The following is an 18,401-nucleotide window of genomic DNA, read 5'->3' on the forward strand; positions in this document are numbered from 1 at the left end:
TCCTGATTATGGGACGGTTCACTTTTTTAAAAGCAAATTGACCTCGAAGGAGGTGAGAATCATTCCACTAGTCGTACGGGCAACGATCAATGCGACCGGTGCTATCACATTTACAGGCAACACACTTGGACTTAGTCGCTCCGATACGGTCGGAGTGCCAGGGACACTAGACAGCATCGGCGGTTTCACCACTGTTAACACTACATCTATTTTTGGCACCTATCCTAATGGAACAACAAGTCTTTATACGAGCAACAGTTCATCCGCTATACTGGTCTTGCCATCAGGCAGCACTGTGCTATATGCAGAGCTGATATGGGGCGGTACTTATATTAACGGAACTGTGAATCTCAGTGCGGCCATAAACAACCCAGTCTCTTTAATTACGCCTACCGGAAGTACGTTCAGCATAACTCCCGATGCAGCTACTAGTAATACTGTTGATTTGGGAGGTGGTGCTTCCGCATATGTCCGTTCTGCCAATGTCACCAGCATTATTTCACAAGGCGGCGCTGGGACCTACACCACTGGCGGTGTAGTTGGTACGATCGTTATTCCTAGTGATTCCACAGCTAATCATGCGGGCTGGACACTTGGTGTAATCTATCAAAATACATCCTTGCCCTTCCGTAATATGTCCTTACGGGCAGGTGCAATACTTGTACAGGCAACTTCTGCACCAGTCTCTACTACAATAACAGGCTTTGCAACTCCAATTACAGGTGCACTTGGAGGCAGGGCACTATTTAGCGCACAGGAGGGTGATGCGAATCGTTCGGGAGACCAGGCATTGTTCGGGCCTACATCAGCTACGCTTGTAGCTTTATCAGGACCCAATAACTTTGCCAACAACTTCTTCGCTTCACAGATTAACAACGATCTAGGTGTACTGGATACCACTGGAACATTCGGAAATCGCAATCAAACAAACGGAAATCCAGGCACCAACATTATCGGTGGCCGACAAGGCTGGGACATTACTAATGTTGACGTGTCAGCCAGACTTGTAAATAATCAGTCTTCAGCGATTTTACAATTAACTACCTCTGGTGACGCTTATGTGCTTAATGGAAATGCCATACAAGTAGATATAAATGCACCCAAAATAAACCTTACTAAAAGTGCCAATGTGTCCGGGCCAATAGTCGGGGATACGGTAACTTACACTGTAATTATCAATAATACTGGTACAGCGAGTGCAGCTAGCGTCGTTTTATCAGATGCGCTGCCAGCAGGATCAACCTTTGTTACCGGAAGCGTTGTAGTGGCCGGCGTCGCAAGACCAACCTTTGATATTACAGCAGGAATCTCTCTAGGTTCATTAGCTTTGGGTACTTCAATAACGGTTACATATCAAGCCAAAGTTACTTCATTACCACCAAGTCCGCAAAATATCGCGAATACCGCAAATGCTGCCTTTACGTTTCAAAGTGTAGCAGGAGGCCCTATCATGACCGGGGTCATTCCATCCAATACTGTAACTTTACCCGTATACTCACCCGTTCTTAACATTGTAAAATCAGCCAACACTGCAAATGCGACCGTCGGAAATCAAATCACATATACGCTTCAAATCACCAACACCGGAAACATCGGTGCGCTAACGACACTTACGGATAACATTCCTACAGGAAGCTCTTATGTTGCAGGAAGTTTCACCGTCAATGGAACACCAGTCGCTGGAAATCCTGCTACAGGTATTGCTATTGGAACGATAGCTGCTGGAGGTAGTTCTACCGTTCAATTCCGTGTATTAGTGAACAGTCTTCCGTCCCCTCCACAACTGGTCGATCAAGCAAGCGCCGCTTATACCTTTCAGGTTCCAGATGGACGAATTATTGCTGGATCAGCCTCGTCCAATACATTGTCTATTCCCGTTAGACTCCCAAATGTTGCCGTGGTTAAAAGTGCAGGTTTTGCCGATGTCGCCGTCGGCGATACACTCCTATATACTTCTGTAATCACCAACAACGGAATCGAAGCAGTTACTAACGTCACCCTTACAGACACCATTCCCGCAGGGACTTCGCTGGTTACGGGAAGTGTTACCGTTGCGGGGACGTCACAACCCTCTGCAAATCCAGGAACAGGGATTACTGTGGGTTCAATCGCTGCGGGAAGTTCAGTTGCCGTCACCTTTCAAGTCAGTGTTACCTCTTTACCTAGTCCAGCACAGCTATTAAACAAGTCTACGGCATCCTACAGTTCAGGGGTCTTTACTGGCATTTCGCTTTCCAACACGACTACGACCCCGGTATACCAACCCATCATTCAAATTGTCAAAAGCTCTAACACCGCTAGTGCAACCGTAGGCGGTAATATTCTTTATACATTAAATGTTCAGAACTCTGGAAACATTGGGGCAACCGTAACCTTAACCGACAATATTCCCTCAGGCGCAGCCTTTGTATCGGGTAGCGTAACCGTCAATGGAGTCACACGACCCACAGACTCTCCACTTACGGGTATTAATCTAGGTACAGTAGCCATAGGAACGGTTGTGCCCGTAACATTTCTTGTCTCTGTGCAATCTTTGCCTTCACCACCTGTTCTGAACAATCAAGGCAGCAGCAGCTACACCTACCAACTACCAAGCGGTAGATCCTTATCCGGAACTAGCCAATCAAACACCGTTAGCATCCCAGTCTCCGCTCCAAATATTACGCTAACCAAATCCGCAAGCCTTGCTGATGTCACAGTCGGCGAGAATCTGACTTACACAGTCCAAGTGTCCAACACAAGCAGCGTAGCTGTGAATAACGTTGTCGTCTCTGACCCCATTCCTACGGGAGGCACTTTTGTAGCAGGCAGCGTTATTGTTGGCGGTTCATCGGTACCAGCCGCAAATCCAGGTACAGGAATATCTATCGGTAGTATTGCGGCTGGCAGCTCTATTACAGTCTCTTTTAGAGTGAATGTTTCTTCTTTACCAAATCCATCACAATTTACAAACAGAGCTAGTGCGTCTTTCTCATCCGGTGCCTTCACTGGTTCTTCACTTTCGAACACGGTAGTAACCCCTGTGTATCAACCTATTATTAGTATGGTCAAAAGCGCGAATACCGCTCAGGCATCCGTAGGAGGATCTTTGTCTTTCTCGATTCTCATCAGCAATACCGGGAATATTGCAACCACTCTACTATTAACTGATAATCTTCCACCCCAAGCTTTATTTAACGCGAACAGCGTAATTATCGGGGGAACACCTTTACCCGGATATAATCCAGTAACCGGAATCCCTGTAGGCCCATTGGCACCAGGTGACAGCGTATCTGTGAGCTTTCTGGTCACGATAACAGCGTTACCTCCTTCACAGATGTTACTGAACTCCGCTTCGGCAACATATAGCTTCACCCTCCCGGACGGGCGTCAACTCGGAGGAAATGTAGTATCAAATACGCTCTCTGTCCCTGTATCCGCACCTAATGTCAGTGTCGTAAAAAGTGTGAATGCAGCTACTGCCGTTACGGGCGATATCCTTACATTCACCTCAGTATTGACGAACAACAGCATAGCTACTGTAAGCAACATCATTCTCAGCGATCCTCTGCCTGAGAATGTAGCTTTTATTCCCGGAACCGTAATTGTAGGCGGCATTACTCAGCCGCTAGCAGTTCCGTCCGCCGGCATTCCAATCGGTAGTCTGGGTCCAGGCGCCACAGCTACCGTAACATTCGAGGTGAGGATAACGATGCCGATACCATCACAAATTAATAATCAGTCATCCGTCAGTTTTACATCCGGTGTATTCTCCGGTTCTTCTTCATCCAACATTACTAGCACACCAGTCATTCAGCCACAGATCTCCTTATTAAAAAGTGCCGTCGATGGAGATGGTGATGCCGATGCTCTTGTTGTAGGTGATACCGTCATCTACACAGTGGTTGTAAGTAATGCAGGTAATCTTGCTGCAAATGTAACCTTAACCGACAACATTCCTACTGGAACTGTATTCAATCCTAACAGTGTTATTGTAGGAGGCATGCCGCAACCAGGTGCAGCACCCAATACCGGCATAGCTGTAGGAAATGTCGCGCCGGGTACCAGTGTCCCTGTTAGCTTCTCTGTTAATATCGTTTCCTTGCCATCACCACAACAAATCAGCAATCAGGCTTCTGCAAGCTTCACCTTTACTCCTCCTGACGGTAGACCCTTAAGCGGAACTGCTGTATCTAATACCGTCACACTACAGGTCTCAGCTCCTAATATCGTGGTAGCCAAAAGCTCCACCTCAACTTCCGTAGCGATCGGAGATACGGTCACTTATAACGTAAATATTTCAAATAACGGTATAGAAGCTGTCAATAGCATAATCCTTAATGATCCAACACCAGCAGGTGCTGCTTTTGTAACGGGTAGCGTATCCGTGAACGGAGTACCTTTCCCAAACCTAAATCCTTCTTCGGGGATATCAATCGGTACCTTAGCGCCTGGAGCTTCAGCTCTGGTTGCTTACAGTGTTACCGTGACCTCTGTTCCTCCTACTGCTACACTTATCAATAAGGCATCCGTAACCTTTACATCAGGTGTTTTTTCCGGTTCGACTTTCTCCAATACCGTTACCATCCCTGTGTACCAGCCGAACATCTCGGTCGTCAAAACAGCAAGTACGAATAACGCTACAACAGGTGACGCTGTCAGCTATACCCTGACCGTGAGTAACACAGGAAACTATCCGGCAAACTTAATCATTACGGACAATATTCCTGCGGGTACCACCTTCGTTCCGAATAGTGTGCTCATTAATGGACTGCCCTTAGCGCAAGCAGATCCATCTACGGGGATTCCAGCTGGAGTTATTGCACCCGGTGCTACTACTGCAGTAATATTCACTGTTGATATCACCTCACTGCCCAATCCTCAGCAGTTGGTCAATCAGGGTACCGTAGCGTATAGCTTCACTTTGCCTGACGGCCGCACACTTGGCGGTTCCGTCCTATCCAATACAATTACTATCCCTGTCTCTTCACCAAATCTGGCTGTAGTAAAATCTACGCCTACCACATCAACTACAGTTGGAGACACGATCACCTATTCAGTTACAATTACCAATAACGGAATCGAAACGGTAAATAACGCAGTCTTCACAGACGCACTTCCTGCGGGTACCACATTTGTATCTGGCAGTGTATTAGTAGATGGTGTGCCTCGTCCAGGGGGTAGCCCTTCCACCGGGGTAACCTTGGGCAGTATTGCACCAGGTGTAACTGTAACTGTGGCATTCACAGTGAATACAGTCTCATTGCCACCTTCAGGCCTCCTAAATAACCAGTCAACGGTGAGCTTCACCTCTGGAGTTCTCTCGAATGTTGCCTTCTCTAATATTGTATCAACGCCTATTTACTTACCGATTCTAGCCGCAGCAAAAAGCTCGAATTCAATTCAAGCGACCGTCGGAGATACGATTACCTACACGATTAATGTAACCAATTCAGGGAATTACGGGGCTTTGGCTACTCTGAGTGATACTATCCCATCTGGAACAACATTTGTGCCAAACAGTGTGCTCATTCAAGGTGCCCCAGCTCCGGGAGCAGATCCAGCGGCTGGCATTCCACTCGGTGTTATATCCGCAGGTGCAACACTATCTGTTATGTTCTCAGTACTCATTTCAACACTGCCAGCAAGCCAGCAACTAATTAACCAAGCATCGGTAGCATTTGCTTACACCTTGCCTGATGGGCGGACGTTTAACAGTTCGATCAATTCCAATTCGACAACGATTTCGGTATCCTCACCGAATGTGATCGTAACTAAGTCATCACCAGCAACAGATGCCGTTGTTGGCGATACAATTACCTACAACCTTACAGTTACCAATAGCGGAATCGCCAATATCAGCAACGTAAACATCAGTGATCCAATACCAGCAGGTTCTTCGTTTGTTGCTGGCAGTGTGATCGTTGATGGCACTCCACGTCCTAATGCCAATCCAGCGAATGGCATCTCGCTCGGCACAATTGCACCGGGCGTTTCGGTCAATATTTCGTTCAACACTATCGTCAATGTACTGCCTAATCCTGCCACGCTCACCGATCAAGCTTCCGTCAGCTTCACATCTGGAGCATTCTCGGGATCCTCATTCTCTAATACACTTGTTATTCCGGTGTATCAGCCTATCATCGTTGTAGTCAAAAGCGCAGACAGAACCGCCGCAACTGTCGGAGATACGATTACTTACTTCCTGAATGTTACGAATACCGGTAATCTCATAGCAAATGTAGTCGTAACCGACACAATTCCTAGCGGAGCCATCTTTGTTCCAAATAGCGTGCTCGTAAATGGAGTGCCACAACCGGGCTCTGATCCGTCCGCTGGATTAAATATTGGAGCAGTTGCTCCGGGAAGCACGATAACAGTGACCATAACCCTGCAAGTTACTGTAGCCTCCCTCCCGTCACCGCAGCAGTTAGTCAATCAGGCTTCAGCAACTTTCTCATTCACACCACCAGATGGTCGTCTGCTCACCGGAACTTCACTTTCAAACGTCCTAATCATCCCTGTCTCTTCTCCGGATGTGAGTGTCGTTAAGAGCACTACCTCTATAGATGCAGTTGTCGGCGATATCATCACCTATACGATTGTTGTTACCAACTTAGGGATTTCAGCAGTCAATAACGTTATCATGGTTGACCCTATCCCAGCAGGCAGTCAGTTTGTAACAGGCAGCATCACTGTAGACGGAACCCCACGACCTAATGGCAGCCCGGCTTCCGGCATTGCCATCGGAACGATTGCTGCTGGCGCTTCCTCAACCATCACCTTCCAGGTTCAGGTAGTAGCGTTATGATTCCCGGCTCACGTACCCAACCTGTCGTAACCAATCAATCTATGGTACTCTTCAACTCGGCAGCGGGTGTTGACGGCATTGTCTATTCCAATACCGTTAACACCCCGGTCGTGGGCCCCGTGCTTTCATTGCTGAAGAGTACAGACAAACTCCATGCCTCTTTAGGTGACACTCTGGTGTATACCATTAAAGCTTCTAATAATGGAAACACAGATGCTTTGCTAACGGTGTATGACATTCTTCCAGAGGGTGTATCCTTTATTTCCAACAGCGTGCTTAGAGACGGTGTGCCTCTCCCAGGGGCTACACCGTCTTCGGGCATACCGCTAGGTTCTATTGCTCCGCAGAGTCAAGTAACCATCGCCTTTCAAGTGGTTATCATTTCACTTCCCTCTTCACTAGTGCTGCAAAATAAAGCACTGGGCCGTTTTTCTTTTGCCACACCCGAGGGAAGAATCGTTAACGGAGATTTATATTCTAATTCCGTACTAGTTTCTTTACGCTCCTACCAGCTCTCTACCTTGTTGTCTGCAAGCACTCCGACCTCTTTTATAGGTGATGTAATTACCTATACATTACGGCTTACGAACGAAGGTAACAGCCTATTAAACCAAATCATCGCAACGATTTCTATTCCTAACGGATCTGTGTTCATTCCAGGGAGTGTCATTGCAGGTGGCGTCTATTATCCAGAATCAGAGCCTACGCAAGGAATATTAATTGGTCAACTTGATAAAGACCTAAGCATTGATATTACCTTTCGCGTTCGAGTTACAGAGATCCCTTCATCCTTGGACCTGACTAACCGTGCAGCTGTCACTTATACCGTCGACGACGATCCCAATACAACCGAGAGTAACACCGTCGTTATCTCACTTGTTTTGGCAGGCGTCACCATCAGCAAGAGAGTAGATCATGTTACAGCAGCTCCGGGTGACAACCTAAGATATGAACTAACGGTAACCAACAGCGGGAACTTGGCCGTAAATGCGGTTCTGACCGATGCTATCCCTTCGGGCACTCTTTTCGTATGGGATAGTGTTCTCTTAAACGGAGTGATGCAAAAAGGTGCCCGTCCTGCTGATGGCATTCAGCTAGGCACATTAAGAGGCGGAACTTCAGCGGTCGTGGTCTTTCAAGTGAGCATTCCTGCAGCCATAAACATTCATGCCCACGCAGCTGTCCAAAATCATGGCAGTGTTCAGTATACTTTTGTGCTCCCGGACGGACGGACAGTAAGACAAACCTCTCGTTCCAATATCGTTACTACCTTAATAGTCCTGCCTATCATTTCTCTCGAAACTCATGCAAAGCCTACCCTTGTAGAAGAAGGAGAACATGTCCAATGCTGGATCTCCCTAACGAATAGTGGGAATTGGCCAGCAGAAGTATCCCTTGATCGGCTCACACCGGAGGAATGTCTTATTGATCCTAGCAGCATTGTGATTGATGGGATTCCAAATCCACAATCTTCATTTAACGGTATCTTGTCGCTAGGGACAGTCAAAGCTGCTGCCACTGTAAACATCCATTATTTTGTCAGGGTTAGTGAACATGTACTGGGTCGTTTTCTTAAAGGCTTAGTAACCGCTCCATACTTCTTCAATCTGGATGGACGTGAATACACTGGCGAGAGCCAGTCGAACAGTTATATATTGACCGTGGAAGAGATCAGTGAATAAGAAATCACATATCCCCCATCCCCATGAATATACTTTAGTTACAACCCCAAAACATAAATATTTATATTCCATGGGAGGTGGTCATCCTGTCGCAATCATCTGGTCCCTTTTCCTTTGTAGTCTCAAAAGAAGACTGGTCCCTTCATCGCAAAGGCCATCAGGATCAGGAACGTCATCAGCAAAAGGTCAGAGAAGCTATCAAGGATAATTTGCCGGATCTCGTGACCGAAGAAAATATTATTTTGTCAGGCGGTAAGCAGATTGTAAAGGTTCCGATTCGCAGTCTGGATGAATATCGAATTATCTATAACTTTCGTAAGCAAAAGCATGTAGGACAGGGCGACGGGGAAAGTCAGGTCGGTGATGTACTTGGGCGGGATTCACAGTCGGCACAGCCCGGCAAAGGGGAAAAAGCAGGCGATCAACCCGGTCAGGACACCGTGGAAGCAGAGGTCAATCTGGAGGATCTGGAGGACATCTTGTTTCAGGATATGGAGTTGCCACATCTGAAGCCCAAGAATAAGGAAGAGATCGAGGTTAAATCCATCATCTTCAACGATATTCGTAAAAAAGGCATGATGTCCAACATCGATAAGAAACGTACCCTGCTGGAGAACCTTCGGCGTAATGCAAGCAGAGGTAATCCCGGCATTCACAGTATAAGTCCTGATGATCTGCGCTACAAAACATGGGATGACATTCGAACGCCTCACTCCAATGCGGTCATTATTGCGATGATGGATACGTCAGGTTCGATGGGATCTTTTGAAAAATACTGCGCCCGCAGCTTCTTCTTCTGGATGACCCGCTTTCTACGCCGCCAGTATGAGAAGGTGGAGATTGTCTTTCTCGCCCACCATACGGAGGCTAAAGAGGTCAGCGAGCATGATTTCTTCACTCGCGGAGAGAGTGGAGGAACCATCTGTTCCTCAGCCTATCAAAAAGCGATTGAGATTATCGACAGCCGATACCCGCCAGCGCAGTACAACATTTATCCGTTTCACTTCTCTGATGGCGATAACCTCACCTCCGACAACGAACGCTGTGTAAAGCTAATTGGAGAACTGTTAAAACGAAGCAATATGTTTGGTTACGGGGAAGTGAATCAGTACAACCGCAGCAGCACACTAATGTCCGCTTATCGTCATCTGAAGCACGAGCAATTCATGCATTATGTGATTAAAGACAAAAAAGAAGTGTACCAGGCGCTAAAGACCTTCTTCAGTCAAAAGGGCACTGTTAATTCATAATTCCTACGTTTGATTATAGCCCACAGCTAGACTACCTGTTCTATTGTCCTACCCATATAAAAAAACCTCCATGCCAGAGCTTGGTAGGGGAGGTTTTTTTATTGAAATCTATTCAACTGTCCTAAACCGTTCCACAATACTTTAATTACCTCTTAGAAAATAGATGGCAAGAGTCATATTCCAAGTGAGCTTTAAACTCTACTGCCTATTGTACCTTCTCTCTATCCTTGCCTTTATCAGATTCACCCGCATTTCTATTCGCTGCTTCCCGGTCCTCCATCATCTCGTCCACAGTCTTTACCTTCAGGCGGGCTGCGCCTTCATTGTTGGCATTCGTTGGAATAAGATCTCCTGAAGCTAAGCGTTCCTTCGCTTTTGCAATGGCCTCGCTATATTGTGGCAGCCACTGCGCCCCAGCTACGAGCATCTCATCGACCATCTGCCAGATTTCTTTCGGGTTACATACGGCGCCTACCAACGGATCCATCATAAATGCTTGACGTAGCAGCTTGTCATCGCCGTGCACAGCAGCTTCGACGGCTAAACGTTGCACCGAGATACTAACGTTGCACACTGCGGCTGCTCCTAAAGGCAATTCACCCACAAGCGGCATCGATATACCGTTCCGATCCACATACCCTGGTGCTTCGATGATCGCATCATCTGGCAAATTAGAGATCACGCCATTGTTCACAGTGTTAAAGTGACCTCTATACACTCTGCCCGTTTCCAAGCCTTCAATAATAAACGAACCATGTTCTTCTCCGCGATTCTCCACTGTATACTCCAATGCCGAGTCCTTCATCCAATTTGGAAAATCCGTTTCGAACCAATTCCGCCCTTCGGTGCAGACACGTAGATATCCACCAGTCTCACCGTTAATCCAGCTTCCCAGGTCGATCCAATCCATAATTTCATCGCTGCGTTTACGATACCATGGCACATATTCACTTAGGTGACCATTGGATTCTGTACTGTAATATCCAAAGCGTCGCAGCATGTCGATCCGAACTTTTTCTGTGCGGCTGAATTCTGGATGACTCTCAAAAGCTTCTAAAAGACCTTCGGTCAAATCTTTGCCCTTATGACTCGCCGAAATATACCAAGTCTGGTGATTGATACCCGCACAAATAATATCGACTTCCGACTTCTTCAGCCCATACACATCTGCAATTTGTCCATGCCCATGCTGCACCCCATGACACAGACCAATCGTCCGTACACCACCGTATTTGTTGCATGCCCAAGTCAGCATAGCCATAGGGTTCGAATAGTTAAGTAGGAGTACATCCGGCGCAGCCATTTCCCTAATATCACGGCAAATATTCAGCATTTCCGCAATCCCGCGCTGACCATACATGATGCCTCCTGCACAAAGGGTATCCCCTACGCACTGATCGACTCCGTATTTCAATGGAATATCCACATCTGTAGCAAATGCTTCCAGTCCACCCATACGAATAGTACAAAATACGTACTTCGCATCCTTCAAGGCTTCTCTTCGATCCGTCGTTGCCTGGATTTGAATATTTAATCCATTCTCTTTAATATCACGTTGGCACAGCTCGGTAACCATCTCCAAGTTGTGGCTATTAATATCCATAAATGAGACTTCAATATTATTAAATTCCGGCACGGTTAGTAAGTCCCGCAACAATCCACGGGTAAATCCAATGCTGCCTGCCCCTATAAAAGACACTTTAAATGACATCCTTATCATCCTCCGGTAATGAATTGATTGTTCCTGTCCATTGTAGCAAGGGCGCTAGGGAAAGCGTAACCAATATCATGACCTCTTTTGAAGGAAGGTGTCAAAAATCCTAACTTATCTATTGAACATCCATCTCTTCATAACTCCAAGAATGACGCTCAATGGAATTACGATATTCTACGGGCGTGTTGTCAGTATATTTTTTGAAGAGGAGATGAAAATATTGTCTGCTACTAATCCCAACATAATCGGCAATTTCAGCAATCGGAATATCACTCTGCCCCAGCAGCATTTTCGCTTTCTCCATTCGCAGCATATTCAAATAATCACTGAGTGTCCTACCTGTATGTGACTTAAAGATACGATGCAGATATCCGGGATGCAGATTGACCGTGGCAGCGATATCCTTAACCTGAATATTCTGGTCGTAATTCTGATGCAGGAATTCGATACTGCGCCGCACATAGAGCTGTGACGGCTGTTGACTGGCATGAAGCTGATCCTGTCGCAAGCTAGATAATCGAAGCAGCAGCTCGCAGAACAATAAGTCGACCATACTTCCGCCTTTCCCGCCACTTTGATCAAGCTCTAGTACAAGTCCTTTTAGAACATGATAAATTTCCTCCGGATCAGGCATGACTAGACTGGAAAAGGGAAGCTGTAACCATTCAGCAAGCGCCGTTTCTTTCTGAGCGAGCTTGCCGATAGATGGAGCAACCCCTGTATAGTCCATAAATCCAAACTCCACATTCAGCATTCGGCAGGGCGTCCCATCCTCGACAATCAGTCTGTGCGGTACATTTGCATCGAGGATGATCAGTTCTCCCCGCTTTAACCTAAATCTCTCTTCTTCACCTGTTTTTGAACGGACATCCACAACACAGCTTCCTGAGATCAAATACATGATTTCGGTTGAATTATGCTGATGGTAAGACATACTGTAGTTGTTCCACTGTTTATAATAGTAAGCAAAAAAATGAGGACTATAATCTCTTTCAATTAATGCCTGCTGAAAAAGACTCCCACTAAGATTTAGAGGAAAATTCGTCAATCGATCACTCCTTTCTTCTATTAAAATGTTAACTCAAGTGTATCTCTCAAACTACTTCTAAGACAAGAAGAGCTACTTGAAGTCATTAAATTAGAAAAAAACGAGCAAAACTCCAATACACAGGAGAGTTGCTCGTTTTATTGTTTTTACTAATAAGATTTAATTCTCATACTTGAAAAGAAACCATAGATTGCTTAAGATCTGCTGCTAAGCTCTCCAGCTTTTGAGATAAGGAAACTAGCTCCTCACTTACAGTAAATTGCTGTGAAGACATAGAAGCTACCTCCTGCGTCGAAGCCGTCGTCTGCTGCACAATGGAACTGACACTCGCCATGGATTCACCTAATTGACGCTGAAACTCTATCAGTTCATGAATAGAAGCAGAGGATTCACTAAGATGCCCCATGAAGTGTTCCATTTCCTCTTTAACACTCGCAAAAATCGTTGACGACTCACGCACGGAAGAAATCTGCTCACGGAACTTTGGAGCGGTCTCATTGATATCTTTAACCGTGTTCTCAATGTGTAGACCAATCTCTTCCGTAATCTTGGAGACCGATTGGATCGACTCATTCGATTGGTTAGCGAGCTGTCTGATTTCATCAGCAATCACTATAAAGCCTCTGCCTGCTGCACCGGCTCTTACCGCCTCTATAGTGGCATTTAGTGCCAAAATATTGGTCTGCTTATTTACGGCAATCATAGGACTAAGAATACTACGAATTAAATGAGTACTCTCTCTTAGCTTATTGGAGTTCTCTTGTATTCGATTGAACATCTCCACCGTAGATTCACTCTGCTCTACTAGCAGCTTCATCAGCTCTGTCCCCTGATCACTAACCTCGATAACTCGTTCCGCCGAAGCGTCCATTACTGTATTTAGTTCAGTTACTTCACTCATCTTACTGCCAATGATTTCGACATTAGCATGGCTTTTTTCTGCTTCGACAGCAAGGCTTGCTGCTCCAAGTGCAATCTCACCCGTAGCAGATGCAACCTCTCTGGCATGAAGTGATGTTGTACCTGACGCTTTGACTAATTGTTCTGAAGTACCAAGCACTTCGTCCGCTGACATTTCACTCTGGCTTGCAAGCAGAGAAATTTGCTCCATCATTTTGTTAAAGCTATGCCCGAGCCGACCAATCTCATCCTTACCCTTAAAATTCGTGCGTACACGAAGGTTTCCTCGCTCACCTTCTTCCATTAAGGTTGCCAGTTTACCTAGTGGACGCCCAACCAAACGAACAAGGACATAACCAATTAACAGGGCTATCACGGCAGCTGCAAGCACAACAGAGAACGTAATATAAAGGAGCTTGTCCGCTGACTTCGTAAAATCACTAACTGGCGCATATCCCATGAGCGTCCACTTTGCAGTCGTTAAAGGTTGATAAACGACAAGCTGAGGACTTCCGTTCTCATCGGCTGCTGTAAATGAATGTTTCTTTTCTATATCTTGCTCTTCTGATACTTTTATGTAAGAGGATTGGCCCAATTTAGCATTATCCACACCATAAACAATGTTACCATCTGTGTTCAAAATTCGAATCTCACCAGTAATTCCAATCTGAAGATTAGACAACATTTCAGTCATGGCCTTCCCTTTAACTTCGATCAGCATGTAGTACTCCGCTTCAGGATGTAATAGATTCCGAAGCAATCTCCCCATAGTTAAAGATGGCTCTGTATAAGCATCAAAGAAGCCCTTCTCACGAACTGGAAACCATACTGGCTCTCCTTTAGCATCTGCAATTTGTTTCAGTCTTTCAGCAATACCTTCATCACTACGAAGGCCACTAACACCTGCAGATTTATACGATTCTGTTTCTTCCAAGCTCTTAGATACCAGTCTGACGCCATACATCCGCTCATCTGATCCTTTAACTAAGTCTAGCTTTCTACGAATCCGATCTTCTGCAGCGACTTTGGCTACCGTTGTAAGTTCTCCACTATTTATTTTTTCCAAGTCACCTTTTAATGCGGAGTCGAGTGCAAATTGCCTTGAGAGCGCTTCATATTCGGTTAGAACAAAATCCAGCTTGTCCGCTGCTTGAACTATAGACTGTGAGGAGGCCGCGGCAACCTCATCTGTAATGATATCTTTGGCAGCAAAATATGAAGTCAATCCTAGAACAGAGGATAAGAGCACTATGGAGCTGAAAAGAATAACGAACAATTTTATCCCAACTGATCTAAACTGTAGGGTCCATAGCTTTTTCATTAAGTTCACTCCCTATGATGGAAAAAGGGTACAGCCTTGCATTTCTGTACAAAGGCTGTACCCAGTTCATTCTTTAGTATGAAGCGAAATTGTTACCCCTTACTAGCTCCTGCAGTCAATCCATCAACAAGCAGACGTTGCAAGAATACAAACAAAATCATAATTGGAATAGAGATCAGAACAGCACCGGCAGAGAACAAAGTAAAGTTAGTGTTTTGGTTCGAGTTAACCATATCCCACATTCCGACTGCTACGGTCCAGTTCTCCTTCGTCCGCAAAATAAGTCTGGCAAAAATGAAATCCACCCAAGGACCGACAAATTGAGTCAGTGCCATGTAAGTGATCATAGGGCGTGACAAGGGAAGAATAACTCGCATAAATATCCCGAAATTACTCGCCCCGTCTATTCGAGCCGCCTCATCCAAAGAACGAGGAATCGTGTCGAGGAAGCCTTTGGCGATAAATGTTCCCCCGAGCGGCGCCCCAGCCGCATAAACAATAATCAAGGCAATATGTGTATCCAGCAAATTAAACTCCTTAAGGAGCATATAAATGGCAATCATACTCATAAAACCAGGGAACATACCAAGAATCAAAACGGTCGATAACGCTGTTTTACGCGCTTTAAACCGGAATCTGGATACAGCGTAACTGGTTAACAAGGTAAGAACTACACCGATAAGCATGGAGAATACGGCTATCTTCAATGTATTCGCATACCAAGTTCCAAACATATAGCTCGGTGATGTGAACAATTCTCTGTAGTGATCGAAGGTGAATTGCTCAGGGATAAACGTTTTACTGTACAGTGATTTACCAGGTCGGAAGGAAGCAAATAGAATCCAGAGGGCCGGATAGAGTGCCGCTATCGACAAAGCAATCAAGATGATGTAACTACCACTTAAGCGAATAAAGTTTGCGATCTTTCTGCTCATTGGATCATATCCTCCTCTTTGAATGATTTCGTCCGGCGGTAATTGTACAGGGAGAATGATGCAACGATGATAAAGATAATAATCCCTATTGCCGAAGCCATGTTGTTTTTATTCTGATCAAGTGTTAATTTGTATAGCCAGGTTACTAGCAAGTCAGTGGAACCGGCATATTGATAATCACCATTTACAGGACTACCACCTGTTAATAGGAAGATCGCATTAAAGTTATTAATGTTACCTGCGAATTGCGTAATTAAAGTAGGCGCTGTGGAGAACAATACCATCGGTAGCGTAACAATACGGAACTTCTGATAACCTGATGCTCCATCTACCTCAGCGGCTTCATACATATCCCGAGGGATTGTAGTCAGTACGCCCATGATAAGTAACATCGAGACTGGAATACCAACCCACATGTTAACAATAATTACGGTAACCTTAGCCCAGAATGGATCTGTCAGCCATGGTAATCCGCCCATTCCAAAATACCCAAGGTATTGGTTGATCGGACCGAATTGACCGTTAAATAAATTGCGCATGAGCAGCAAAGAGATTAACTGAGGTACTGCGTAAGGCACAATCAGAATAACTCTCCACATTCCTTTGAAACGAATACCTTTTTGGCTCACCAATAAGGCTACCAATAGTCCTCCGAAATATGTAGTAATCGTTGAAAGAACTGCCCATATAATCGTCCATGTTAATACACCATAAAAGGTGTGGCTCCATGTTTTGAGAACTAATAAATTTCGGAAGGTCTGAAATCCAACCCAGTCAACCAATTTAGCGGGTGGAAGATGATCAGGTGCGGAATAGTTCGTAAACGCTAGCAGGATCATGAAGATGATTGGCATGATCGTAAAGAATAGAACACCAATACCCGGCAAGACCAAGAACGTCTGAGCGAACTTATAATCCAGTATATAGCGAACACTTTGTTTAAAGGTGTTTGCCTGAAGACCGTTATCGCGTTTCTCTCCAGTCTTATAAGCATCTTTAATGTTCAAATACCAAGCGAGGATTATGATGATAAGCATTAGAATGGTGATCAAGCTTTGAATCAAAATATAAATCGAGTGATCCCCAGCTACCATCTTAGCGATGCCTTTTACTTTTACCAAACGGCTAGGGTTCTCTCCTAGTGTGACAAAACCCCATAAAGCAGTAGCAAGATTCTGAATAAAATAATAAACAGCGGCGGCTTCTACAACTAAAAACATGATTCCTTTGATGAATTGGCGGTTATATATTTGTCCCAATCCCATGAAAATCGTCGACAGTACTGCGGCCCTCGTGCGATGTCGCTGCATTTCGCTTCCGTTCTCCTCTCCGAGTGAAAATAAGAAGCTGCCCTCCGCTAAACATGCGACGGGCAGCTTGATTCACTGTATGCTGTTAAGACTGTGATTTATGATCCTTATTGCGATGAACTATTGTTCAAATCTTTGATTTGTTGAACGGCTTTGTCCATAGCTGCTTTTGGATCCACATTTTTATCCCAAATTTCTGGAAGTGCTGCATTTACTGGGCTCCAAACGTTACCCATTTCAGGGATAGAAGGCATAGGCTGGGAGCTCTTAGCTTGTGCTGCAAAAGCGGATACAAATGGATCATTAACGATTTGTGGATCAAGAAGCGCTTCGTTGTTTGTAGGAACAGAACCGATCGTTTTGTTCAATAGCAATTGAGCATCTTTGCTTGATGCAAAATGCGCGTACAATTTAGCAGCATTCGGATATTGAGTAAACGAGTTAACTGCGAAAATTTTGATACCAGAGAATGTAATGGCTGTTTTGCCATTCACTGTAGGGATCGGTGCGATACCAAGGTTGTCGCCAAGCGCTGCTTTGTATCCTCCAAGCTCCCAAGGACCTGTGATATCCATTGCTACATCACCTGAGTTGAACAAGCTGCGTTTGATATCAGCGTTGATATCCCCGCTCTTAATTGGCAATGCTTCTTTCATTTTCACAAATTCTTTAAGTCCTGCAACAGCTCCATCATTAGCAAGTCCGATATCGTCTTTATCTGTACCGTCTTTACCGAACAGATATCCGCCATCGGAAGCGATAAACATGTAGTTGAAGTACAAGTTTCCTACTTCCCACATAATTCCGTATCTGTTCTTGGATTTATCTGTGAATGTTTTGCTGAAAGCAAGAACATCGTCGAAAGACTTAGGTGCTTCTTTAACAAGTGATTTATTGTAGAACAATGCATAAGTTTCTGCTGCTCTTGGGTAGCCATACAATTCGCCTTCATACGAAGATCCGATAATCGAAGCTTCAGTATTGCTAGCTTTTGTTTCTTCACCGAAGACATCGTTAGGAAGAACCAAGCTCGCACTTGCCGCTTTACCTAAGTTGTCGTGAGGAATAAGGATAACGTCTGCTGCTAATCCTGAAGGACCATCTTGAGTAAGTTTAGTTACTTGATCTGGTGGTGCCAACTCTTCAATCTTGACTGGAACGTTATATTTTGCTGTGAACTGCTTAGCAATTTCGTCTGCGAATGGTCTTTCTTCCTTACTTTCCCATACAACTAGAGTCGCTCCATCTTCAGGTACAATCTCATCTGTCGCTGCTGCATCTGTGCCCTCTGGCGCTGCAGTCTCTGTAGTGTTATTAGCAGCATTAGTAGCTTTTGCTGCGTTGTTACCCCCGGCATTCCCATTGTTACTCGAACCACACGCTGTAACGGACAGTGCCATAGAGACAGCAGCGGTGATAACCATCACTTTTTTTAACTTCATTACTTTAAC

General features: G+C 45.2%; 9 protein-coding genes. 3 read left to right on the top strand and 6 right to left on the bottom strand.

Features of this window, described 5'->3' with window-relative positions; genetic code table 11:
* Positions 1–52 precede the first annotated feature (52 nt).
* The 3 genes from ACQKMP_RS05935 (at position 53) to yhbH (ending at position 9,722) form a co-directional block, all read left to right on the top strand.
* Positions 53–6,790 carry a DUF7507 domain-containing protein gene (locus tag ACQKMP_RS05935; protein WP_427469003.1) on the top strand — a complete coding sequence of 2,246 codons (6,738 nt, stop codon included), beginning with the start codon at positions 53–55 and terminating at the stop codon, positions 6,788–6,790.
* Positions 6,787–8,472: a hypothetical protein gene (locus ACQKMP_RS05940; protein ID WP_339246394.1), complete on the top strand. Its 1,686-nt coding sequence runs from the start codon at positions 6,787–6,789 to the stop codon at positions 8,470–8,472. Before ACQKMP_RS05935 ends, ACQKMP_RS05940 begins: the two co-directional genes overlap by 4 nt.
* 86 nt (positions 8,473–8,558) lie before the next feature.
* On the top strand, positions 8,559–9,722 hold the full coding sequence (yhbH, locus tag ACQKMP_RS05945; RefSeq protein ID WP_042193520.1) for a sporulation protein YhbH: 1,164 nt from the start codon (positions 8,559–8,561) through the stop codon (positions 9,720–9,722).
* A gap of 205 nt (positions 9,723–9,927) precedes the next feature.
* On the opposite strand, the gene ACQKMP_RS05950 is transcribed toward yhbH, so the two are convergent.
* From ACQKMP_RS05950 to ACQKMP_RS05975, 6 genes are all read right to left on the bottom strand, one after another.
* Complete coding sequence (locus ACQKMP_RS05950; RefSeq protein WP_042186339.1) at positions 9,928–11,433, bottom strand: alpha-glucosidase/alpha-galactosidase; 1,506 nt, start codon at positions 11,431–11,433, stop codon at positions 9,928–9,930.
* A gap of 118 nt (positions 11,434–11,551) precedes the next feature.
* Positions 11,552–12,484: an AraC family transcriptional regulator gene (locus tag ACQKMP_RS05955; RefSeq protein WP_427469004.1), complete on the bottom strand. Its 933-nt coding sequence runs from the start codon at positions 12,482–12,484 to the stop codon at positions 11,552–11,554.
* Positions 12,485–12,650: 166 nt separating this feature from the next.
* The gene (locus ACQKMP_RS05960) at positions 12,651–14,705 is read right to left on the bottom strand and encodes a methyl-accepting chemotaxis protein (protein WP_427469005.1); all 2,055 of its coding nucleotides are present in this window, start codon (positions 14,703–14,705) and stop codon (positions 12,651–12,653) included.
* Positions 14,706–14,797: 92 nt separating this feature from the next.
* Positions 14,798–15,640: a sugar ABC transporter permease gene (locus ACQKMP_RS05965; protein ID WP_042186333.1), complete on the bottom strand. Its 843-nt coding sequence runs from the start codon at positions 15,638–15,640 to the stop codon at positions 14,798–14,800.
* The gene (locus ACQKMP_RS05970) at positions 15,637–16,950 is read right to left on the bottom strand and encodes a sugar ABC transporter permease (protein ID WP_042125830.1); all 1,314 of its coding nucleotides are present in this window, start codon (positions 16,948–16,950) and stop codon (positions 15,637–15,639) included. The genes ACQKMP_RS05965 and ACQKMP_RS05970 overlap by 4 nt, the downstream gene beginning before the upstream one ends.
* 107 nt (positions 16,951–17,057) lie before the next feature.
* On the bottom strand, positions 17,058–18,392 hold the full coding sequence (locus ACQKMP_RS05975) for a sugar ABC transporter substrate-binding protein (protein WP_042186329.1): 1,335 nt from the start codon (positions 18,390–18,392) through the stop codon (positions 17,058–17,060).
* Positions 18,393–18,401 lie beyond the last annotated feature (9 nt).

This window comes from Paenibacillus sp. NPDC101420, assembly GCF_050277435.1.
Taxonomy (GTDB): Bacteria; Bacillota; Bacilli; order Paenibacillales; family Paenibacillaceae; genus Paenibacillus_AQ.